The sequence below is a fragment of the Lentzea alba genome (assembly GCF_047445655.1).
GTDB classification, from domain to species: domain Bacteria; phylum Actinomycetota; class Actinomycetes; order Mycobacteriales; family Pseudonocardiaceae; genus Lentzea; species Lentzea alba_A.
Map to the genome: position 1 here is coordinate 72,982 of NZ_JAJAEG010000032.1, position 21,867 is coordinate 94,848.

General features: G+C 67.8%; 16 protein-coding genes, 2 tRNA genes and 1 riboswitch. Of the genes, 15 read left to right on the forward strand and 3 right to left on the reverse strand.

Going from position 1 to position 21,867, the window contains the following annotated elements:
- The first annotated feature begins 245 nt into the window (after nt 1-245).
- The 3 genes from serA to LFM09_RS39540 all read left to right on the forward strand — a co-directional run bounded on the left by serA (nt 246) and on the right by LFM09_RS39540 (nt 6,674).
- Complete coding sequence (serA, locus tag LFM09_RS39530) at nt 246-1,841, forward strand: phosphoglycerate dehydrogenase (protein ID WP_414101760.1); 1,596 nt, start codon at nt 246-248, stop codon at nt 1,839-1,841.
- A 243-nt stretch (nt 1,842-2,084) separates the two neighbouring features.
- Nucleotides 2,085-5,357, forward strand: coding sequence for a S8 family serine peptidase (locus LFM09_RS39535; protein ID WP_414101761.1), 3,273 nt, complete (start codon nt 2,085-2,087; stop codon nt 5,355-5,357).
- Between the two features lie 279 nt (nt 5,358-5,636).
- Nucleotides 5,637-6,674: a 3-isopropylmalate dehydrogenase gene (locus tag LFM09_RS39540; RefSeq protein WP_414101762.1), complete on the forward strand. Its 1,038-nt coding sequence runs from the start codon at nt 5,637-5,639 to the stop codon at nt 6,672-6,674.
- A gap of 75 nt (nt 6,675-6,749) precedes the next feature.
- Here the strand turns inward: LFM09_RS39540 and LFM09_RS39545 are convergent, their stop codons facing one another.
- Nucleotides 6,750-7,169 (reverse strand): YciI family protein, encoded by a 420-nt coding sequence (locus tag LFM09_RS39545; protein WP_414101763.1) that lies wholly within the window; start codon nt 7,167-7,169, stop codon nt 6,750-6,752.
- 145 nt (nt 7,170-7,314) lie between these two features.
- A riboswitch (cobalamin riboswitch) is annotated at nt 7,315-7,444 on the forward strand.
- A gap of 29 nt (nt 7,445-7,473) precedes the next feature.
- On the opposite strand from LFM09_RS39545, the gene LFM09_RS39550 reads away from it, so the two are divergent.
- The 6 genes from LFM09_RS39550 (at nt 7,474) to LFM09_RS39575 (ending at nt 13,632) form a co-directional block, all read left to right on the forward strand.
- Nucleotides 7,474-8,496: a FecCD family ABC transporter permease gene (locus tag LFM09_RS39550; RefSeq protein WP_414101764.1), complete on the forward strand. Its 1,023-nt coding sequence runs from the start codon at nt 7,474-7,476 to the stop codon at nt 8,494-8,496.
- Complete coding sequence (locus LFM09_RS39555; RefSeq protein ID WP_414101765.1) at nt 8,496-9,236, forward strand: ABC transporter ATP-binding protein; 741 nt, start codon at nt 8,496-8,498, stop codon at nt 9,234-9,236. The genes LFM09_RS39550 and LFM09_RS39555 overlap by 1 nt, the downstream gene beginning before the upstream one ends.
- On the forward strand, nt 9,233-10,216 hold the full coding sequence (locus LFM09_RS39560; protein ID WP_414101766.1) for an ABC transporter substrate-binding protein: 984 nt from the start codon (nt 9,233-9,235) through the stop codon (nt 10,214-10,216). The genes LFM09_RS39555 and LFM09_RS39560 overlap by 4 nt, the downstream gene beginning before the upstream one ends.
- Nucleotides 10,217-10,548: 332 nt before the next feature.
- Complete coding sequence (cimA, locus tag LFM09_RS39565) at nt 10,549-12,132, forward strand: citramalate synthase (protein ID WP_414101767.1); 1,584 nt, start codon at nt 10,549-10,551, stop codon at nt 12,130-12,132.
- A gap of 14 nt (nt 12,133-12,146) precedes the next feature.
- Entirely contained in the window at nt 12,147-12,905 is a 759-nt protein-coding gene (locus LFM09_RS39570) for a fumarylacetoacetate hydrolase family protein (RefSeq protein ID WP_414101768.1), read from the forward strand.
- Nucleotides 12,906-12,972: 67 nt separating this feature from the next.
- Complete coding sequence (locus tag LFM09_RS39575) at nt 12,973-13,632, forward strand: LuxR C-terminal-related transcriptional regulator (protein ID WP_414101769.1); 660 nt, start codon at nt 12,973-12,975, stop codon at nt 13,630-13,632.
- Here the strand turns inward: LFM09_RS39575 and LFM09_RS39580 are convergent.
- Complete coding sequence (locus tag LFM09_RS39580; protein WP_414101770.1) at nt 13,622-14,878, reverse strand: FAD-dependent oxidoreductase; 1,257 nt, start codon at nt 14,876-14,878, stop codon at nt 13,622-13,624. The genes LFM09_RS39575 and LFM09_RS39580 overlap by 11 nt on opposite strands.
- 383 nt (nt 14,879-15,261) lie before the next feature.
- On the opposite strand from LFM09_RS39580, the gene LFM09_RS39585 reads away from it, so the two are divergent.
- The 3 genes from LFM09_RS39585 to LFM09_RS39595 all read left to right on the forward strand — a co-directional run bounded on the left by LFM09_RS39585 (nt 15,262) and on the right by LFM09_RS39595 (nt 16,411).
- The gene (locus tag LFM09_RS39585) at nt 15,262-15,999 is read left to right on the forward strand and encodes an HAD family hydrolase (protein ID WP_414101771.1); all 738 of its coding nucleotides are present in this window, start codon (nt 15,262-15,264) and stop codon (nt 15,997-15,999) included.
- A gap of 150 nt (nt 16,000-16,149) precedes the next feature.
- Nucleotides 16,150-16,221 (forward strand) — tRNA-Gln (locus LFM09_RS39590).
- Nucleotides 16,222-16,338: 117 nt separating this feature from the next.
- A tRNA-Glu gene (locus tag LFM09_RS39595) sits at nt 16,339-16,411 on the forward strand.
- Nucleotides 16,412-18,095: 1,684 nt separating this feature from the next.
- Here the strand turns inward: LFM09_RS39595 and LFM09_RS39600 are convergent.
- Complete coding sequence (locus LFM09_RS39600) at nt 18,096-18,797, reverse strand: IclR family transcriptional regulator (RefSeq protein ID WP_045310640.1); 702 nt, start codon at nt 18,795-18,797, stop codon at nt 18,096-18,098.
- Nucleotides 18,798-18,870: 73 nt separating this feature from the next.
- Here LFM09_RS39600 and leuC point away from each other — a divergent pair, with 73 nt between their 5' ends.
- From leuC to LFM09_RS39615, 3 genes are all read left to right on the forward strand, one after another.
- Entirely contained in the window at nt 18,871-20,277 is a 1,407-nt protein-coding gene (gene leuC, locus LFM09_RS39605; protein WP_414101772.1) for a 3-isopropylmalate dehydratase large subunit, read from the forward strand.
- 2 nt (nt 20,278-20,279) lie between these two features.
- Nucleotides 20,280-20,882 (forward strand): 3-isopropylmalate dehydratase small subunit, encoded by a 603-nt coding sequence (gene leuD / locus LFM09_RS39610; protein WP_414101773.1) that lies wholly within the window; start codon nt 20,280-20,282, stop codon nt 20,880-20,882.
- 185 nt (nt 20,883-21,067) lie between these two features.
- Nucleotides 21,068-21,715, forward strand: coding sequence for an HU family DNA-binding protein (locus LFM09_RS39615; RefSeq protein ID WP_112261950.1), 648 nt, complete (start codon nt 21,068-21,070; stop codon nt 21,713-21,715).
- Nucleotides 21,716-21,867 lie beyond the last annotated feature (152 nt).

Consider the following 21,867-nt stretch of genomic DNA (forward strand, 5'->3'; position numbering starts at 1 on the left):
CACCGTGGTGGGCGTGGTGCCGCACTCTCCCGAGTCGAGCACCACGCCCACCCGTGCGATGGCAACCACCGCAAACCCCGTCCCACCCCACAAGACGCCTGCCGTGACCTGAGCCACCCGCCAAAGGCCCAGGCAAGCCCCCTGTCTATGCTCGTTAACAGTCCGGACACATTGCGGTGCCCGGTCGGCGCGGGTCAGCCGCCTCGACCACGCCCGCGCCCCACGATCCGACCGTTCTGGGAGCGATGTCCGTGACCAACACGAGCCGACCTGTTGTCCTCATCGCCGAGAAGCTCGCGCCGTCCGTTCTGGACGCTCTCGGCGACGGCGTGGAAGTGCGCCACGTAGACGGCACCGACCGCCCGGCCCTGCTTGAGGCCGTCGCCGACGCGGACGCCCTGCTCGTCCGGTCCGCCACCCAGGTCGACGCCGAGGTGTTCGCAGCCACCCGCAAGCTCAAGGTCGTGGCCCGGGCCGGTGTCGGCCTGGACAACGTCGAGGTGCCGGCGGCGACGAAGAACGGCGTGATGGTCGTCAACGCGCCGACGTCCAACATCGTCAGTGCCGCCGAGCACGCCGTGGCGCTCCTCCTGAGTGTGGCGAGGCAGATCCCCGCCGCCCACGAGACGCTGCAGAACCACGAGTGGAAGCGCAGCAAGTTCAACGGCGTCGAGCTCAACGGCAAGACCGTCGGCGTCGTCGGTCTCGGCAAGATCGGGCAGCTGTTCGCGCAGCGCATCGCCGCGTTCGGCACCAACCTGATCGCCTACGACCCCTACGTGAGCCAGCAGCGCGCCGCTCAGCTCGGCATCGAGCTCGTCACCCTCGAGGAGCTCCTCGAAAGGGCCGACGCCATCAGCATCCACCTCCCGAAGACGCCTGAGACCAAGGGCCTCATCGGGTCGGAGCAGCTCGCCAAGGCCAAGCGCGGCGTCATCATCGTCAACGCCGCCCGCGGTGGCCTCATCGACGAGGAAGCGCTCGCCGAGGCGGTCCGTGAAGGCCAGGTCGGCGGCGCCGGCGTCGACGTCTTCAGCACCGAGCCCACGACCGAGAACCCGCTGTTCAACGTTCCGGGCATCGTCGTCACCCCGCACCTCGGCGCGTCCACCGCCGAGGCGCAGGACCGGGCGGGCACGGACGTCGCGAAGAGCGTCATCCTCGCGCTGGCCGGTGACTTCGTGCCGGACGCCGTCAACGTTCAGGGAGGTGCGGTCGGCGAAGAGGTGCGGCCCTACCTGCCGCTGGTGCAGAAGCTCGGCACCGTCCTCAGTGCACTGTCGCCGAAGGCCCCGACCAGCGTCACGGTCGAGGTGCGCGGCGAACTGTCCAATGAGGACGTCGCGGTCCTCCCGCTCGCGGCACTGCGCGGCGTTTTCGCCAGCGTGGTCGAGTCGCAGGTGACCTTCGTGAACGCGCCGCGCCTCGCCGAGGACCTCGGCGTGAACGTGGAGCTGGTCAAGGAGACCGAGAGCCCGAACCACCGCAGCCTCGTCACGGTCAAGGCCGTGCAGGCGGACGGCACGACGAACAGCGTGTCCGGCACCATCAGCGGTATCGCTCAGGTCGAGAAGCTGGTGAACATCAACGGCCGCAACTTCGACCTCAGGGCCGAAGGTTCTGTCCTGCTGCTGGAGTACCCGGATCGTCCGGGTGTCATGGGCACGGTCGGCACGCTGCTCGGCGAGGCCGGCGTGAACATCGAGGCCGCGCAGATCAGCCAGACCGGTGCGGACGCCGTGATGGTGCTGCGCGTGGACCGTCCGGTGGACACCGCGGTGCTCGACCCGATCGGTGCTGCTGTGGGCGCGCGCACCGTGCGGAGTGTCGACTTCGGATAGTCACGACAAAGCGGGAAGGGGACCGCAAAGTCCCCTTCCCGTGTCTATCGCTGTTCACAACGAACGCGTAACAGGCAACTATCTGTAGACAACATTCATACTTTCGGGGCAGTCGCAGACACACGATCAGCGATTAGGTTCCCCACGAGGTCGACCCGTGCCGTAGAGGGCGCGGCACTGTGTATTCGGGTCGAAAGCACACACCTCGTTTGGGGCAACGTTGTGAAGAGACGATCAAGTCTGGTGGTGTTCTCTGCCATCACCACACTGCTGATCGCACCCGCCACGGCTCAGGCGCAGAGCGACCCGCTCGCGCAGGGCATCCAGGGTGCGCAGGGGCTGGACGCGAAAGCGTTGCACCTCAAGGTTTCTCCCCGGTTGAACAAGTCCGGCAAGGTCACCGCGTTCGTCGCGCTGGACCGCAAGGCCGCCGTCGACGCGTTCACCGAGAAGCAGAGCCAGGGCAAGGAAGCGCAGAAGCAGGCCGCCAAGCAGGCCAAGAACGACGTGTCGGCCACGGTCGACCAGGTCGTCGGCCAGCTCAAGACCGCGGACAGCTCCACCAAGGAGCTCTACCGCACCTCGAACGGCGTTCCCGGCGTCGTCGTGAAGGCCGACGCGCAGAAGGTTCGCGAGCTCGCGAACCGCTCGGACGTCATCGCGGTCTACCCGGTCGTGCCGAAGAAGCGGCAGAACTCCAACGCCGTCCAGCTCACCAAGACTCTCAACGTCTGGCAGCAGTACGGCAAGCTCGGCGACGACGTCCGGGTCGGCATCATCGACACCGGCGTCGACTACACCCACGCGAACTTCGGCGGACCCGGCACGGTCGAGGCCTTCCGCGCCGTCAACCCGCGCGCGGCGGACCCGAACTTCCCGACCGCGAAGGTCGTCGGCGGTTACGACTTCGTCGGCGAGGAGTACGACGGGGCGAGCGAGGACCCGGCGATCAACACGCCGAAGCCCGACCCGAACCCGATCGACTGCAACGGCCACGGCTCGCACGTCGCGGGCACCACGGCCGGCTTCGGTGAGAACGCCGACGGCAGCACGTTCAAGGGCGACTACACCAAGCTCGACGCCGACAAGCTCAACGCGATGAAGATCGGCCCCGGCACCGCGCCGAAGGCCCTCGTCTACGCGCTCAAGGTCTTCGGCTGCGACGGTTCGACCAACGTCACCTCGCAGGCGCTCGACTGGTCGCTCGACCCCGACGGCGACGGCGACTTCTCCGACCACCTCGACGTGGTCAACCTGTCGCTCGGCTCCGACTACGGCGCTCCGGACGACCCCGACAGCCTGTTCGTGAAGAAGCTGTACAAGGTCGGCGTCATGCCGGTCTTCTCCGCGGGCAACGGCGGCGACCTCTACGACATCGGCGGTTCGCCGGGCAACACGCCCGAGGCGCTGACCGTCGCGTCGACGCGTGACTCGTTCGTGCTGCGCGACGGCGCCGAGGCGAAGGGCCAGGGCGTCAAGCCTGGCCAGTACAGCCAGAACTTCACCGGGTACCTGGGCTACAACAAGGAACTCCCGGTCGTGAAGCTGACCCAGGCGGGCAACGCCGACGGCTGCCAGCCGATCACCGAGTCCCTGGCCGGCAAGTTCGTGTGGCTGGAGTGGGACGACGTCGACGCGACGCGTCGTTGTGGTTCGGGTGGCCGCACCAACAACGCGCAGGCCGCGGGCGCGCAGGGCGTCCTGCTCTCGTCCACTTTGAACAACTTCAACGCGGGCATCGCCGGCAACGCGACCATCCCGGTCTTCCAGTTCACCGGTGACGCGACCAACCAGGTTCGTCCGGCGCTGAACGCGGGCACGCTGGTCGTCCGCATGGCGGGTGACCTGCGCACCACGGTGCCGACGTACGACCAGTCCATTTCGGACACCCCGAGCTCGTTCACCAGCCGCGGCACCCGCGGTGGCGTGGTCAAGCCGGACGTCGCGGCACCCGGTGACACGATCTCGTCGACCGCCGTCGGTTCCGGCAACGACCGCTCGGTGATCTCCGGTACGTCGATGGCGTCCCCGCACGTCGCCGGCATCGCCGCCCTGGTGCGCCAGACGCACCCGGACTGGTCGCTGGAAGAGGTCAAGGCCGCGATCATGAACACCGCCGGTGCTGACGTGAAGGAGAACGGCAAGACCTTCGCGCCCAACCGGGTCGGCACCGGCCGCGTCGACGGCAAGGCCGCGATCGACAACCAGGTCCTCGCCTTCGTCGAGGACGACCCCGGCCACGTGAGCGCGAGCTTCGGTGTCGTCGAGGTCGCCAAGGCGCTGTCGAAGACCAAGACGATCAAGATCGTCAACAAGTCGACGAAGACCGTCGAGTACAACGTCGGCTACACGGCCGCCACGACGATCCCCGGCGTGAGCTACGTGCTCTCGCAGGACAAGGTGAAGGTCGGCCCGCGCGGCATCGCGAGGGTCAAGGTCACCCTGAAGATCGACGACCCGAAGGCGCTGCGCAAGACGGTCGACTCGACGGTCGCGCCGACGCAGCTCGACGTGCCGCGGCAGTTCCTCGCGGACGCCTCCGGTCGCGTGAACCTCACGCCGACCTCGGGCTCCTCCGTGCCGCTGCGCGTGTCGGTCTACGCGGCGCCGAAGCCGGTCGCGGACATCAACACCGCGTCCAGCCTGAAGTTCCGCGGCAACGACAAGCAGGCCGTGCTCAACCTGACCGGCCGCGGCGTCGACCAGGGCACCGGCTCGCAGGCGTACCGCTCGCTGGTCAGCGTTCTGGAGCTGCAGGCCCAGTCGCCGAAGCTGCGCGACTGCCGCCGCAACGTCACCGAGAACTGCGCGCTCAACGAGACCGCCAAGGGCGGCGACCTCCGCTACGTCGGCGCGGCCTCCACGGCCCCGCTCGCCAAGGCGCAGGGCAAGCCCGAGGAGTCGCTGCTCGCGTTCGGTGTCGCGACGTGGGGCAACTGGTACAACCTCGGCATCAACACCATCCCGTTCGTCGACATCGACACCAACGGTGATGGCACGGCCGACTTCGAGGTGTTCGCGACCCGCCTGACCGACACCGACCTGCTGGTCGCGTCGACGGTCGACCTCAAGACGGGGCAGACGGTCGACATCCAGGGCGTCAACGGCCTGTTCGGCGACGTCGACGCGAACGTGTCCGACACCAACGTCGTGGTCCTGCCGGTGCTGCTGACGGCACTGGGCATCGACCCGACGAAGGACACCTCGCGCATCTCGTACGTCGTCGGCACCGGCGGCTACTACCCGGCGCCGGGCAACGCGAACAGGCTCGTCGACGTCATCGACCGCAACCTGTCCTTCGACCCGCTCAAGCCGGGTCTGTGGGCGCAGGGCGGCGGCGACGCGGCGCTCTCCTACCTCGCCAAGCCGGGCACGGCGCTCGTGGTGAACAAGGACGAGGCGGCCCTGAAGGCCGACAAGTCCGAGGGCCTGCTGGTCCTCAACCACCACAACGCCAACGGCGACCGCGCGTCGGTCGTCACAGTCCGCTCCAGCGGTAGGGGTTCTGCCTACTAGCAGCTCCGACGTTTGCCATGAGGGTGACCTTCATGGACCTCAGGTCCATGAAGGTCACCCTCATGGCTTGTAAGCAGGGGTGTCACCCCTTGACGCGACAGCGTTCCTACGATCGAGTGACACCCGAAAGTGCGGAATGGGCCGTGTGGGTGTCCCGCAGTACGGGAGAGAACACCCCGATGGGGTGTCCGGCATGCGGCGAGTGGCGGCGATGCCGGTAGCCTTTCGCGAAGGAAAGTAGTCCCACTAATTGGGGACTGACACCTGGGAGGTGTGTGGATGCGGCTCGCAGTGATCCCAGGAGACGGGATCGGGCCCGAGGTCATCGCTGAGGCCCTGAAGGTCCTCAACGAGGTCGTTCCGGCGGCCGAGATCACTCGCTACGACCTCGGCGCGGCGCGCTGGCACGCCACGGGAGAGTTGTTGCCCGAGTCGGTGCTCGGCGAACTTCGCCAGCACGACGCGATCCTGCTCGGCGCGGTCGGAGATCCGTCGGTGCCGAGCGGAATTCTGGAGCGCGGCCTGCTGCTGCGGCTCCGGTTCGAGCTCGACCACCACGTGAACCTCCGCCCGGCTCGTCTCTACCCCGGTGTCCGCAGCCCGCTCGCGGACCCGCCGGAGATCGACATGGTGGTGGTGCGCGAGGGCACCGAGGGCCCGTACGCGGGCAACGGCGGTCTGCTGCGCAAGGACACACCGCACGAGATCGCCACCGAGGTCTCGCTCAACACGTCGTTCGGCGTGGAGCGCGTCGTCCGTGACGCTTTCGCGCGTGCGTCGAACCGCCAGCGCCGGCACCTGACGTTGGTGCACAAGACGAACGTCCTCACGCACGCCGGCTCGTTGTGGTCGCGCGTCGTCGAGGAGGTCTCGCTGCAGCACCCGGACGTCACGGTGGCGTACCAGCACGTGGACGCGGCGACCATCCACATGGTCACCGACCCGGGCCGGTACGACGTGATCGTGACGGACAACCTGTTCGGCGACATCCTGACCGACCTGGCCGCCGCCGTCACGGGTGGTATCGGCCTGGCCGCGTCGGGAAACATGGACGTGACGCGCCGCAACCCGTCGATGTTCGAGCCGGTGCACGGCTCGGCACCGGACATCGCGGGCCAGGGCATCGCGGACCCGACGGCCGCCGTGCTGTCGGTGGCGCTGCTGCTCGACCACCTCGGCGAGCACGAGGCAGCGCGCCGGATCGAGGCCTCCGTGGCCTTTGATCTGGCGACCCGGGACCACCAGTCGCCGGGCGCTACTTACGCGATCGGTGACAGGCTCGCCGCGCTCGTTTCCTCGAACGTGCGCACGGGCTGATCTTCCGATTCCGGCTTCCGGCCCCGGCACCTCCTGGTGCCGGGGCCGAGTTGTGTCAGGGGCCCGTACCCACGCTCAGAGCTGACCGGTCGACTCACGCCACGCGCGCTCCTTCTGGATCCACTCGTTGTCCTGCGGGAACTCGTCGATCGTCGGCACGCGGCGGATCTCGGTCTTGAAGCCGGGCCCGGTGATCGGCGCGCGCTTCGCCCACTCGATCGCCTCTTCCTTCGAGGCGACGTTGATGATGTAGAAGCCGTTGAACAGCTCCTTGGTCTCGCCGTACGGGCCGTCCGTCACGACCGGCGGTTCGGTGGAGTAGTCGACGACGACGCCCTCCGAGGGGTCTGACAGACCTTCGGCGGCCAGCAGGACGCCGGCGCGGATCATGTCCTCGTTGAACCGGCCGACCGTCTCCAGCATCTTGTCGAAGTCGAACTCGCCCATGTTCGCGAAGGCCTCGTCGGTGGCGCGCCAGATCATCATGAACTTCATGGTGTGTCTCCCTGTTCGGTGTCTTCGGTGTTGTGACATCCCGAGGTCGAACGGGCCCCACGCCGGATCGACACGAGCCTCGAACTTTTTTCGAGATTTCTGTTTTCCCAGGTCACGGCCCTGGCGAGAACTTCCTGCAAGGTTTGTGCAGAAGGCGGGTTAGAGTGCGTGCGTCGTGCACGGGGGAAGACCGGTCGAAGTCCGGCGCTGACCCGCAACGGTAGGTCCCTCCAGGGGGACGAGCCCGAACACCCGCTCACGGTGAAACCAGCTACTCCTGCCGTGGACTGCGGGAAGGGACCCCTTGCTCTCGAAGATCAGCGCGCTCGTCGGCGTGCTCGCCGTCAGCATCGTCGCCGGCGTGGCGTCAGGCCCCGTCTCCGTCCCGTTCGACACCACTCTCGAACTGCTGCAGGCCGCCATCACCGGTGGCACGATCCCCGCCGACCTGGCGGGGCAGTACCACATCGTCTGGGACATCCGGCTGCCGCGCGTGTTGCTGGCCGCGGTCGTCGGGGCGGGCCTGAGCACCGTCGGCGTGGCGATCCAGGCCATGGTCCGCAACGCCCTGGCCGACCCGTACGTGCTGGGCATCTCGTCGGGGGCGAGCGTGGGCGCGACGGCCGTGGCGACGCTCGGCGTGCTGTCCGGCCTCGGCGTCTACGCGTTGTCGGTCGGGGCGTTCGTCACCGGGCTCGGCGCCACGGCCCTGGTCTACATCACCGCACGCACGAGCCGGGGGCTCACACCGTTGCGGCTCGTGCTGACCGGAACCGCGCTGGCGTACGGGTTCTCCGCCGTGGCGATGCTCATGGTGTTCCAGGCACCGCACGGGGAGGCGGCCAGGAGCGCCATGTTCTGGTTGCTCGGCAGCCTCGGTGGCGCGACCTGGACGGCGTTGCCGATCGCCACCACCGTGACCGTGCTCGGGATCGCCTACCTGATGACCAAGGCCCGGCAGCTGAACGCGCTGGCGATGGGGGACGAGACCGCGACGACGCTCGGGGTCGCGGTCAACCGGTTCCGCACGCACCTGTTCGTCGTCACCGCGGGCATGACAGGCGTGCTGGTGGCGGTGAGCGGCGCGGTGGGGTTCGTCGGTCTCATGCTGCCGCACCTCACCCGCATGGTCGTGGGCGCCGACCACCGCCGGGTCCTGCCGCTCGCACCCCTTGCCGGAGCGTCGTTCCTGGTCTGGGTCGACGTGGCCGCGCGGATGCTCGCGGCACCGGAGGAACTGCCGCTCGGCGTCATCACGGCCGCGATCGGCGTGCCGTGCTTCATCTTCCTCATGCGCCGCAAGAGCTACGTGTTCGGAGGACGTTGATGCGCGTCGAGATCGACCAGGTCACCGTCCGCGGCATCATCGAGGACATCACGCTCCACGCCGAGAACGAGGTCGTCGGCATCGTCGGCCCGAACGGCAGCGGCAAGTCCACGACCCTGCGCTGCGTGTACCGAGCTCTGAAGCCGGCCGCGGGCACCGTTCTGCTGGACGGCTCGGATGTCCACAAGCGACAGCACGTCGCCCGCGACCTCGCCGCGCTCACCCAGGAGTCGCAGGTCGAGTTCGACTTCACGGTCACCGAGGTCGTGGAGATGGGCCGCCTGCCGCACGACCGCGACCCCGCCCGCGACCGCCGCGTGGTGACCGAGGCACTGGCCACTGTGGACGTCGCACACCTCGCCGATCGCAGCTTCTTGAGTTTGTCCGGCGGCGAACGGCAACGGGTGCTGATCGCGCGTGCGCTGGCCCAGGAACCGCGCGTGCTCGTGCTGGACGAGCCGACGAACCACCTCGACATCCGCCACCAGCTCGACGTGCTGGGACTCACCCGCGAACTGGGCGTCACCGTCCTGACCGTCCTGCACGACCTCAACCTCGCCGCGTCCTACTGCGACCGCCTGTACGTGCTCGACGAAGGCCGCCTCGTCACTTCCGGCACACCTGCGGAAGTGCTGGAGCCTTCGTTGATCGCCAAGGTCTTCCACGTCACCGCGCACGTCGTCAATCACCCCACCACGGGAGTCCCACAGCTCCTGTTCGACCAGGAGGTCACCCCTTGAGAACCGCCCTAGCCCTGGCTTCGCTGCTGCTCGTCTCCGGCTGCGGCGCCACGGTCGCGCAGGACACCTCCTCCGCGAACACCCCGGTGACCGTCACGAACTGCGGCCAACAGGTCACGTTCGACAAGGTGCCGTCCAAAGTGGTCACCAACGACACCGGCATCACCGAGCTGATGTTCGCGCTGGGTCTCAAGGACCGCATGGCCGGCTACGTGGTGGACGGCGCCGACACCGCGGACCGCCGCACGTCGCCGTGGAAGGCCGACTTCGACAGCGCGAAGCACCTGTCCGACAAGATCTCCAAGGAGGTCGTGCAGGGCGCCAACGCCGACTTCGTGTTCGCCGGCTGGAACTACGGCTTCAGCGAGAGCAGCGGCTTCACCCCGGACGCGCTGAAGCAGCTCGGGATCGCCACCTACCAGCTCACCGAGGCGTGTCGCAACGGCGTCGGCAAGCAGCGCGGCATCATGCCCGCACTCGACGCGCTCTACACGGACCTGCGCAATCTCGGGAAGATCTTCCGCGTCGAGGCCAAGGCGGAGGAGCTGATCTCGGGCTACCAGCAGCAGATCGACAACGCGGCTCGGCTGATGACCGGCAAGCCGCAGCCCAAGGTGTTCCTCTACGACAGCGGCCAGGACCAGCCGTTCACGTCCGGTCGCAACGCCGCTCCGCAGGACATCATCTCGAAGGCCGGTGGGGACAACATCTTCGGCGACCTCAACGACAGCTGGACCACGGTCAACTGGGAGACCGTGGTGCAGCGCAACCCGGACGTGATCCTGATCGTCGACTACGCCGATGGGGACTTCAACACGCCCGAGCAGAAGCAGGCGTTCCTGGAGGGCTTCGCGCCTTTGCAGAACTCGCCGGCGATCAAGAACAAGCGGTTCTACGCGCTGCCGTACGCGGCGCTGGTGGAGTCGCCGCGCAACCCGGCGTCGATCGAGGCGTTCGCGAAGTTCTTGACCTCTGTTTAAGTGGAGGCCCAGGGCGACCGGGAGGGGCTGCAGCGCTTTGCTGGGGGAGTTGCGGGGCGGTGCGGTGCGCGGGCTCACCCGTTACCTCGCCCGCAGCCTTCCGGTGAGTACTGACAGGCGTGCGGGAGTACTCACCGTGACCAGATAGTGGGAGATTTCCTCCCGGCGCTTGGTACGCCGTGCTGAGCTGTGGCAGCATCCGCTTCATGGCTCAGCACCTCGCCATCATTATCGACGAGCGCGTCGGGTAGTGCCGCCCCTGGCACCCGACGCGCAGACCTCTCGCATCCGCGGGGGGTCTTTTTGTTTGTCCGGATGAGGAGATGACCCCGATGGCCGGCCCTACCGACGACTTCCACGTCTACGACACGACGTTGCGCGATGGCGCACAACGTGAGGGCATTTCGTACTCCGTCACGGACAAGCTCGCGGTGGCGCGGCTGCTGGACGGGCTCGGCGTCGGGTTCATCGAGGGCGGCTGGCCCGGCGCACTGCCCAAGGACACCGAGTTCTTCGCCCGTGCGGCGGCCGGTGACCTGGAACTGAAGCACGCCAAGCTGGTCGCGTTCGGCGCGACCCGCAAGGCCGGGGTCAGGGTCGAGGAAGACCTGCAGGTGAAGGCACTTCTCGACTCCCAGGCGCCGGTGGTCACGCTCGTGGCCAAGTCGGACCTCAGGCACATCGAACGTGCGCTGCGGACCGACACCGAGGAGAACGAGCGGATGGTGCGCGACACCGTCCGGTTCCTCGTCGAGCACGGCCGGCGTGTTTTCCTCGATGCCGAACACTTCTTCGACGGCTACGCCTTCTCGCCGGACACCAGTCTCAAGGTGCTGGAGTCCGCTGTGGAGGGTGGCGCGGACGTCGTTGTGCTGTGCGACACGAACGGCGGGCAGCTGCCGCTCAAGCTCGCCGAGACGGTCGCGGAGGTCGTCGAGAAGACGGGCTTCCGCGTCGGAATCCACTGCCAGGACGACACGTCCTGCGCGGTGGCGAACACCCTCGCGGCCGTTCAGGCGGGCGCGACGCACGTTCAGTGCACCGCCAATGGTTATGGCGAGCGAGCAGGCAATGCGGACCTGTTCGCCGTCGTGGGAAACCTCGTGACCAAGCTCGGCATGGAGGTGCTCCCGACCGGGGCACTGGCCGAGCTCACCCGTGTCTCCCATGCGTTGGCCGAGATCGCGAACATCGCACCCGACACCCACCAGGCCTATGTCGGGTCGTCAGCATTCGCTCACAAGGCGGGTCTGCACGCGAGCGCGATCAAGGTGGATCCGGAGCTGTACAACCACATCGATCCGGACATCGTCGGCAACGACATGCGGGTGCTGGTCACCGAGATGGCCGGTCGGGCGAGTCTCGAACTCAAGGGACGTGAGTTCGGGATGGACCTGACCGGCCGGTCAACCGAAGTGGGCAGCGCGCTCAAGCGGGTCAAGGAGCTCGAGGCGAAGGGGTGGTCGTTCGAGGCCGCCGACGCGTCGCTGGAACTGCTGCTGCGCAACGAGTTGTCCGAACTGGACACTCCACCGTTCACCCTGGAGTCGTACCGCGTCGTGCTGGATCACCGCTCGGACGGCGAGATCGTGTCCGAGGCCACGGTCAAGGTGCACGTGGCGGGGGAGCGGGTCATCGCGACCGCCGAGGGCAACGGCCCGGTGCACGCGCTGGACGCCGCCCTGCGCAAGGCGTTGCTGCCGCATCTGTCCTGGTTGGACACTGTGGAACTGGCCGACTACAAGGTGCGCATCCTCACCGAGCATCCCGGTACGGATGCCGTGACGCGCGTGCTCGTCGAGTCCACGGACGGTGAGCGCGAGTGGACCACCGTGGGTGTGCACGGCAACATCGTGGAGGCCAGCTGGTTGGCGCTGTGCGACGCGCTTGTCCACAAGTCGATGCGGAAGCTCTAGGTAAGCTGACACCCGTGCGTATCGCCCGTATTGCTCATCCTGCTGGCGTAGCTTTTGTCGCTGTTCACGGCGACGAGGCTGCGGAGATCGCCGAACACCCCTTCGGCACGCCCACGTTCACAGGCCGCAAGTGGCCGTTGGCCGACGTCAGGCTGCTCGCGCCGATTCTGCCGACCAAGATCATCGGCATCGGCCGCAACTACGCCGACCACGCCGCCGAGCTCGGCAACGAGGTCCCGGCAGAGCCGTTGATCTTCCTCAAGCCCAACACGTCGGTCATCGGCCCGAACGTGGAGATCAAGATTCCCGCCGCCTCCCAGCGCGTGGACTTCGAGGGCGAGCTGGCCGTCATCATCGGCCAGCCGTGCCGCGAGGTCTCGAAGGCGAAGGCGATGAGCGTGGTGATGGGTTACACCATCGCCAACGACGTCACCGCGCGAGACCTCCAGAAGAAGGACGTCCAGTTCACGCGCGGCAAGGGTTTTGACACGTTCTGCCCGATGGGTCCGTTCATCGAGACCGAGTTCGACCCGTCCGATGTCCGGGTCGTCACCGAGCTCGACGGGCAAGTCAAACAGGACGGCCGTACTTCGTTGATGGTGCACGACATTCCGTCGCTCATCGAGTACGTCTCGGGCATCATGACGCTCCTGCCGGGTGACGTGATCCTGACGGGCACGCCGGCCGGCGTCGGGCCCATGGAGGCCGGACAGACCGTTTCCGTGACTGTGGACGGCCTCGGCACGCTCACCAATCCGGTCGCAAATAGGTAGCCGTACGGAGCAATCCGGCGTCCGGCAGGTTACGCACCCCGGTACCCACTAGTAACTTCCCGGTGTCATGACGGACCTGGCGTCCACCCGTGTGCTGCTGGTCGATGGTTCGCAGCTCATCACCGAGGGGCTGCGGCTCTCGCTGCACCGCACGCACTGCTTCCGCGTCGTCGGCATCGCCCACACCGTGGCCGATGCCGCGCGCTGTCTGCGCGGGGTGATGGTGGACCTGGTCGTCACGGACTTCGACGTGCCGGGCGCCGGGCCGCTGCGCACCGTGCGGGACACGGCGCAGTTCCGGCCGAGCGCCCGCGTCGTCGTGCTGTCCAATGCGGACAGTCCGAGCTGGGCCCGCGCGGCGCTGGACGCCGGCGCGGTGGCCTACCTGCTGAAGACCTCACCCGTGGCCGAGCTGCTGCCGCTGATAGTGGCCGCCGTGCGGGGTGCTCCCGCCACGATCGACGCACGGGTGGGGTCGCTGGCCCGCCTGCCGTCCCGGATGCCGCCGCCCGCCTCGCTCGGCGCGTTGTCGGCGCGTGAGTTCGACGTGCTGGCCGAGATGGCGAAGGGCATGGACAACGCTCGCATCGCCCAGCGGCTCTTCATCAGCAACGACACCGTGAAGACCCACGTGAAGGCGATCCTGCGCAAGCTGGGCGCTCGTGACCGCGCCCACGCCGTGGCGATGGTCCTCGGGGAGTCCTCCGAGGCGTTCGTCACGACCTAGCGATGGTCTGCGGCGCCCTGCGCGCGAAGTCCGGCGCGTGTTCCGGGCGCGGGCCGATCGCGATCACGTAGGCCGGGACCGCCTGGAGCCAGGGCAGCTTCTGCGCCAGCTTCAGCGGCAACGGCACGCCCGCGGCCGAGACCGTCTCGGTGCTGTTGAGCTTCCGGCCCAGGAACAGCCGGTGGATGATCCGCTGCACGGTCTGGATCACCACCGTGGGGAAGAGGCGGCGCCGGCGCACCTTCGCGAGCGTGGCGTTCGAGACCATGCCCTGCCGCAACGGCTTCGCGAGGATCGCCGCGGTCGCCACCGCGTCCTGCACGGCGAGGTTGATGCCCACGCCGCCGACCGGTGACATCGCGTGCGCCGCGTCACCGATGCACAGCAGCCCGTCGACGTGCCAGCGCCGCAACCGGTCCAGCTTCACGTCGAGCAGCTTCGCGTCGTCGATGCTCGTGATGTGGTCGACGCGGTCGGCGAGCCACGGGATGAGCGTGACCACGCGCCGGCGGAACTTCTCCACGCCCTCCGCGCGGACCTTCTGGTCCGTCCCCTTGCGAATCAGGAAGGCGCACTGGAAGTAGTCGCCGCGCGGGATCAGCACCATGGCGCTGCCGGCGCTGAACCGCCCGGCGCCACCCTTGACCGGGTCGCTCTCCTTGCGCGGCAAGCGGAACCACCACACGTCCATCGGCGCGCCGAACTTGTACACCGGCAGGTCCACTTCCGCGCGCAGGATCGAGCTGCGCCCGTCCGCCGCCACGACGAGGTCCGCGGCGATCTCGCCCTCGTGCCCGTCGACGCGATCGCGGTACTTCACGCCCGTGACCCTGTTGCCCTGCTTGGTGATCCCGGTGACCTCGGTGTTCATCCGGAGGTTGAACGTGGGCTCCAGCCTGCCCGCGTCCGCCAGCAGGTCCAGGAAGTCCCACTGCGGCACCATCGCGATGCGCTTGTTCGCGCCGGGAAGTCGTTTGAGGTCAGCGATAGTGGCCTTGGCGCCGCCGTCGAGCAGCGCTTCGATCTTGTCGACGTCCTGGTGCGGCACCTGCTCGAACGCGGGCCCCAGCCCCAGTTCGTCCATGAGCGTGAGCGTCGACGCGTGCACCGTGTCGCCGCGGAAGTCGCGCAGGAAGTCGGCGTGCTTCTCCAGCACCGTGACCTCGACGCCTCCGCGTGCCAGCAGCAGCCCCAGCACCATTCCCGCAGGTCCGCCACCGACGACGAGGCAGGTTGTCCTCTCCATCTCGATCCCCTCATTTCAACCGCTGTTGAATAAACCCAGCATGCTCTTGATCGCCGTGTGCGTCAAGCTGAGTTCCGAGTGGCGTGGCTCTCCCTCGTTTCGGTCCGTCCTATGTAGACGGTCTGGGAACCCAGGCCCCGAAACGGTTGCGGCCAGTGCACAATGTGGCTGCGCGAGCTAAGGTGTCGCGCTCGCGGAACCGCCCGTTCGGGCAGTGTGTCGTGAGTTGCCGAACAACACTCGACCGGGTGATTGCATTCGGCGCTCGGACGAGTCTCACTGGTTCGTTCGGGGCCTCAAGGTCCCCTTGATCGTGCAAGGACCCACAGGAATCACCTCGTTAGCCGAATCGGACGAGGCCCCCTCACACCTAACCTTCCGGGGTGACAACTGCGTCCCCGACTTTCACGCGTAAGAGAACCGGCGAGATCCGCGCTGTGTGCCTGGACGTCGACGACACACTTGTCGACTACAGCACTTCCTCGCGAGCCGCGTTGGCCTCGATGGTCGGTAACGCCGACGCCTGGTCGTTGTGGCAGCGAATCACCGACGACCACGTCTCCCGCCAGCTCGCCGGCGAACTCCAGTACGAGCAGATGCGCAACATCCGCACCCAAGCCTTCTTCGCCGCACTCGGCGAGGAGCTGTCACTGGAGGAATCCACCCGCCGCGAGCTCGCCCGCCAGGAAGTTCTCTCCGCGGGCTGGTGCCTGTTCCCGGACGTGATCCCGATGCTCGACTGGCTGCGCGCCACGGGCCTCCCGATCGCCGCGATCAGCAACGCCTCGGGCCGCCACCAGCGCGTGAAGATCGCCCAGCTGGGCCTGTCGGAGTACTTCGACACAGTGCTGATCGCCGGCGAGGTCGGCTGCGCGAAGCCGGACCGCGTGATCTTCCACACGGCGTGCTTGTCGTTGGGGGTGCCTCCGGGCGACACCGTCCACGTGGGAGACCGCCTGCACGCCGACGCCATCGGCGCGCGCGACGCGGGAATGCACGGCGTCTGGATCAACCGCACTGGTCCTACCGGCGGCACGTTGCCCGCCGGCCTGTCGTCCATCGCGTCGCTGGCGGAACTGCCGGAGCTCCTCGTGTGCGAGCTGTCCGCCGCCACCGCCTGACTTCGGGGTTTGAACCGGCCCCCACCTGCGCGTTTGCCTGCAGGTGGGGGCCGATTTCACTTCTGGTGGGGGCGTGGTCTAGTATTTCTCCCGGCAGCAACGAGGACCTCGGAACTCCTTCGGGACACCGAAGTCGATCGTGAAAGCCAATGGGGTATGGTGTAATTGGCAGCACGACTGATTCTGGTTCAGTTAGTCTAGGTTCGAGTCCTGGTACCCCAGCTGCTGCGGAAGAACTGCCTTCGGGTAAGCTTTCGGAGCTAGCTATAAAAAGAACTGAATAGCCGGATTTGGACCGGACAGAATGATCTGATAAGGTTCAACGGCGAGAAGTTCTAGGGCCCCGTCGTCTAGCGGCCTAGGACGCCGCCCTCTCAAGGCGGTAGCGAGGGTTCGAATCCCTTCGGGGCTACAGAGATGAAAGAGGCCTGTCTGCGGAGAACGCAGACAGGCCTCTTTCGCATTTGTCCTCTGGGGGCCGAGCCCCAGACCCCCAGCCGGCGGAGCTTCGCCCCCGGACCCCCGTAGGTTTCCCGGCGCGGGGTGATGGGCGTCGCTTCGCTCGCCGAAAGGCTGCGCTTCGCTTGCCGGAATGAAAGCGGGCGTCGCTTCGCTTGCCCATTGTTTGGGTGACTGGGGTCACGTTAGGAATGTGGCGCGTCGCTTCGCTTGCGTGTCGGCGGATTGTTGGTGGCCGGGTCTGGGGCGTCGTTTTCCGACTGCGTCAGCCTTCACCGGCTCAGGCCGTCTCGCGTGCGATAGCGCTCCGCTTCGCCTCTCGTGCGGCATATGGAGTCCGCGCCCAGGGGCTCGCGTCTCATTGCCGCAGTGCGTCACAGCCGCGCCGCGCTGGGTTCCCTTGCCCTCTGCCCGGTCTCCCTCGCCCGAAGCAGCTTTACGTCGTCCTGCCACTCCGCCTGTCGCGCTCCGCCTCTCCGCTTCGCGAACCAGCGTCTCTCGCGCCCAGGGTCCCGTGTCTCATTGCCGCTTCGTCCGGCTCGTCCGCTGCAGGCCTCCGCTCCACGCCATCGCGATCAGCACGGCGATGAACGACGTGATGGCGAACCGCAGGAACGTCCCTCGACTCCGCGTCTCGGGCGCTATTGCCCGCTCGCCGCGCGTGTCTCGCGTTGTGTCGCGCGTGTTCCGTGTTTTGGGCTCCATCGCTCGCTCACGCCCGCGTCTCTCTCGCGCCCGTCCTGCGTCTTGGGCGTCTCGCCCGCCCGCCCGGCGCCCCTTGCGCGGTGTCGTGTCGGCCTTGTGCCTTGCGCGGCATGAGCCCTCCGCCGCGTGCCTTGCGCGGCATGAGCCCTTCGCCGCATCGCTCTCGCGCTGAGAGCCGCCGTCTCTGCTCTCTCGTCCTTCTAGCCCTCCGCTTCCTCTCTCGCCCCAGGCCCTTCCGCTCCGGGGCCCTCCGTCTCTCTCGCGCATAGGCGCCTCTCCGTCTCTCTCCGTCGCGCCTTACCTCTCCATCCCGCCTCTCTTGCGCCATTGCGCCTCGCCCGCCTCGTGCGCGTCATTGCCTTTCGGCCCGGCCCTATGCCGCATCGCACTCCGTCGCGTCCCTCTCGCGCATCGCCCCCGCCCCGCCTCTCTCGCCGTCGCGTCCTACCTCTCCGCCTCGCCTCTCTTGCGCTATCGCGGTTCGCTCGTCTCGTGCGCGTCATTGCCCTCTCGGACCGGGCTCCCATGCCCGCATCGCTCTGCGTCCCGCTCCTCTCACGCTTTGGTCTCCACCCACCTCTCTCACGCTGTCGCGCCCCACCTCTCCACCCCGCCTTCTTGCGCTCTACCTCTCCACACATCGCCTTGCAGTCTTGGCTCCCGTGCCCCACCGACTCTCGGTCTCGGCTCCCTCGACCCAGCGGCCCCAGCTCCCGCCTCTCGCTACCCAGCGACTCTCGCTCCCGGCTTCTGCGGCGCCCTTCGGCCTGGACCGCTTGCGCCGTGCCATGGGCCGTTCGCGCTTGGGTTCGCTTGCTTGCGGGCATGACGACACGCCGCGCGTTTCGGGCGACACGCGGTAGCGGGCGAAAGGGAGTGGAGACGCGTGTGGCCGCCCTTCCCGTGGGGAGGGCGGCCACATGGGTGGTGCGTTAGAGGCGGCTTTGCAGGGCTTCGGCTGCTGCCAGCAGGTCGGCTGCCCAGCGGGCGCCGGGGCGGCGGCCCATTCGGTCGATGGGACCGCTGACTGAGACGGCGGCGACCACCGCGCCTGAGGAGTCGCGCACTGGGGCTGAGACTGAGGCCACGCCTGGCTCTCGTTCGGCCACGCTTTGCGCCCAGCCGCGGCGGCGCACCTCCAGGAGAGTGCGTTCGCCGTAGACGGCGTCGGCCAGGACGGCTCGTTGGGTGCCTGGGTCTGCCCATGCGGCAAGGACCTTGGCGCCTGAGCCGGCGGTCATGGGCAGGCGTGCGCCAATGGGAACTGTGTCGCGCAGGCCCGAAGGGGGCTCGGCGGCTGAGACGCAGACGCGTTGCATTCCGTCGCGGCGGTACAGCTGCACGCTTTCGCCGGTGATGTCGCGCAGGCGTGGCAGCACCGAAGAGGCGGCGTCGAGCAACGGGTCTGTTGCGCCGCCTGCCAGTTCGGCCAGGGCCGCGCCTGGGCGCCAGCGGCCGTCGGAGCCTCGGCGCAGCAACCGGTGCACCTCCAGGCCCACGGCCAGGCGGTGTGCGGTTGCCCGCGGGAGGCCGGTGCGATTGCACAACTCGGCCAGTCCGCATGGATCTTTTGCTACGGCGTTCAACACGGCCACTGCCTTGTCCAGCACGCCGATCCCGCTATGCTGTCCCACAAGCCGATACTAACTTCCCAGACAGTGAGAAGTCCAGATCCGTCGGCACGTCCATAATGTGGGAGATGTCGCGATGAGCCGCACGCTCGCGGAGAAGGTGTGGGAGGCACACGTTGTGCGCCACGGCAGTGGTGCGGAGCCGGACCTGCTCTACATCGACCTCCATCTGCTCCACGAAGTCACCAGTCCTCAGGCGTTCGACGGGCTCCGGCTCGCGAACAGGAAGCTCCGCCGGGCGGACCTGACGATCGCCACCGAGGACCACAACGTTCCGACCGTCGACATCGACAAGCCGATCGCGGACCCGGTGTCGCGCACGCAGGTCGAGACGCTCCGGCGCAACTGCGCGGAGTTCGGCGTGCGGCTGCACCCGATGGGTGACATCGAGCAGGGCATCGTCCACGTGGTCGGCCCGCAGCTCGGCCTCACGCAGCCGGGCATGACCGTTGTGTGCGGCGACAGTCACACGTCCACGCACGGTGCGTTCGGCGCGCTGGCGTTCGGCATCGGCACGTCCGAGGTGGAGCACGTGATGGCGACGCAGACGTTGCCGTTGCGTCCGTTCAAGACGATGGCCATCAACGTCGACGGGGCGCTGCAGCCGGGCGTCACGGCGAAGGACATCATCCTCGCGGTCATCGCGAAGATCGGAACCGGTGGCGGACAGGGCTATGTGCTCGAGTACCGCGGCGAAGCCATCGAGAAGCTGTCGATGGAAGCGCGCATGACGGTGTGCAACATGTCGATCGAGGCGGGTGCCCGCGCCGGCATGATCGCACCGGACGACACGACTTTCGACTACATCAAGGGGCGCCCGCACGCACCGTCCGGCGCGGACTGGGACGCGGCCGTCGCGTACTGGAAGACGCTCAAGACCGACGACGACGCGAAGTTCGACGCCGAAGTCAGCATCAACGCGGACGAGCTCACGCCGTTCGTCACGTGGGGCACGAACCCCGGGCAGGGCTTGCCCCTGGGTGCGAACATCCCCGACCCCGAGCAGATCGTGGACGAGAACGAGCGCGTGGCCGCCGAGAAGGCGCTGACGTACATGGGCCTGACGCCGGGCACGCCACTGCGCGACATCCACGTGGACACCGTGTTCCTCGGTTCGTGCACGAACGGGCGCATCGAGGACCTGCGCGCCGCCGCGGACGTCATCAAGGGGAAGCACGTCGCTTCTGGAGTACGGATGCTGGTCGTGCCCGGTTCGATGCGGGTGCGCAAACAGGCGGAAGAAGAAGGCCTCGACAAGGTCTTCCTCGACGCGGGCGCCGAGTGGCGGCAGGCCGGCTGCTCGATGTGCCTTGGCATGAACCCGGATCAGCTCGCGCCCGGTGAGCGCAGCGCTTCGACGTCGAACCGGAACTTCGAGGGCAGGCAGGGCAAGGGCGGCCGCACGCATCTCGTTTCGCCGCTCGTTGCCGCCGCAACGGCCGTGCGCGGCACCCTGTCCGCCCCCGCAGACCTGGAGAACTGACCATGGATGCCTTCACCACCCACACGGGCGTCGGCGTGCCGCTGCGCAGGTCCAACGTGGACACCGACCAGATCATCCCGGCCGTCTACCTCAAGCGCGTGACCCGCACGGGGTTCGAGGACGGGCTCTTCGCCGCCTGGCGCGGTGACGAGCACTTCATCCTCAACCAGGAGCCGTACAAGGCGGCCAGCGTCCTCGTGGCGGGCCCCGACTTCGGCACCGGGTCCTCACGGGAACACGCCGTCTGGGCGTTGATGGACTACGGCTTCCGCGTGGTCGTGTCGTCCCGGTTCGCCGACATCTTCCGGGGCAACGCCGGCAAGCAGGGCCTCGTGGCGGCGCAGTGCAGCCAGTCCGATGTCGAGTTGCTGTGGAAGTTGCTCGAGGCGGAACCCGGCACGCCGGTCACCGTGGACCTCACCGACAAGACCGTTCGCGCCAAGGACTTGGTAGCCCCGTTCGAGATCGACGACTACACCCGTTGGCGCCTGTTGGAAGGCCTCGACGACATCGCTTTGACGCTGCGCCACGAGGCCGAGATCAGCGGATTTGAAGGCAATCGCCAGACTTGGTTGCCCACAACGGATCCGCTTCCGGCGGTCTGAGAGGGGGCCGGATTCTCCCCTTGAGAGGGGCGAATCCGGCGCCTCCTGTCCCTCGAAGGGGCGCAATTAGCCACGCCACAACGAAAATTTTGGCGTGGCGATTGGTATTTCTCGCGATTTGGGCCTACCGTTGCGTTCTAGTCGGCCCGACGCTAGGGCCGTGAGCGTCCTGGGAGGGACTGGAAGTGAACAAGGCCCAGCTCATCGAGGCGCTCGCCGAGCGCCTGGGAGACAAGAAGACCGCGGGTGCTGCTGTTGACGGCATCGTCGATGTGATCGTGCGTTCCGTCAACAAGGGCGAGAAGGTCAACATCACGGGCTTCGGCGTCTTCGAGAAGCGTGCCCGTGCGGCTCGCACCGCGCGCAACCCGCGCACGGGCGAGACCGTGAAGGTCAAGAAGACCAACGTGCCCGCGTTCCGCCCCGGCTCGACGTTCAAGGACGTCATCAGCGGCGCGAAGAAGCTGCCCAAGGCCGTTGCGGCCAAGGCTGCTGCGAAGCCGGCTGCTGCTGCCGCTGCGAAGCCCGCGGCTGCGAAGGCGCCTGCCACCAAGGCGGCGACGACCCGCGCGACCACCACGCGCACCCGCACGGCCGCGGCCGCCACCAAGGCGCCCGCGACCCGTCGCACCACCACGGCTGCCGCCAAGACCACGGCTGCCAAGGCGCCTGCGAAGGCGACCGCCACGAAGGCCGCTGCCAAGCCGGCTGCGAAGGCCCCCGCGGCCCGCAAGACCGCTGCCGCCAAGACGACGGCTGCGGCCAAGCCCGCCGCGAAGACCACGGCTGCCAAGGCGCCCGCGGCTCGCAAGACGGCTGCCAAGAAGAAGTGAGACGGGCCTCCTCTAGAAGGAGGCTGCGTCACTTCGGTTCTACACGCGGAAGGCCCCGGTGTGCGCACACCGGGGCCTTCCGCGTGCCTGGGCACAGATCGCCTGCCCGCCAATAGAAATAACGCCCCAGGCGTGCGACCGCCCAGATCTGC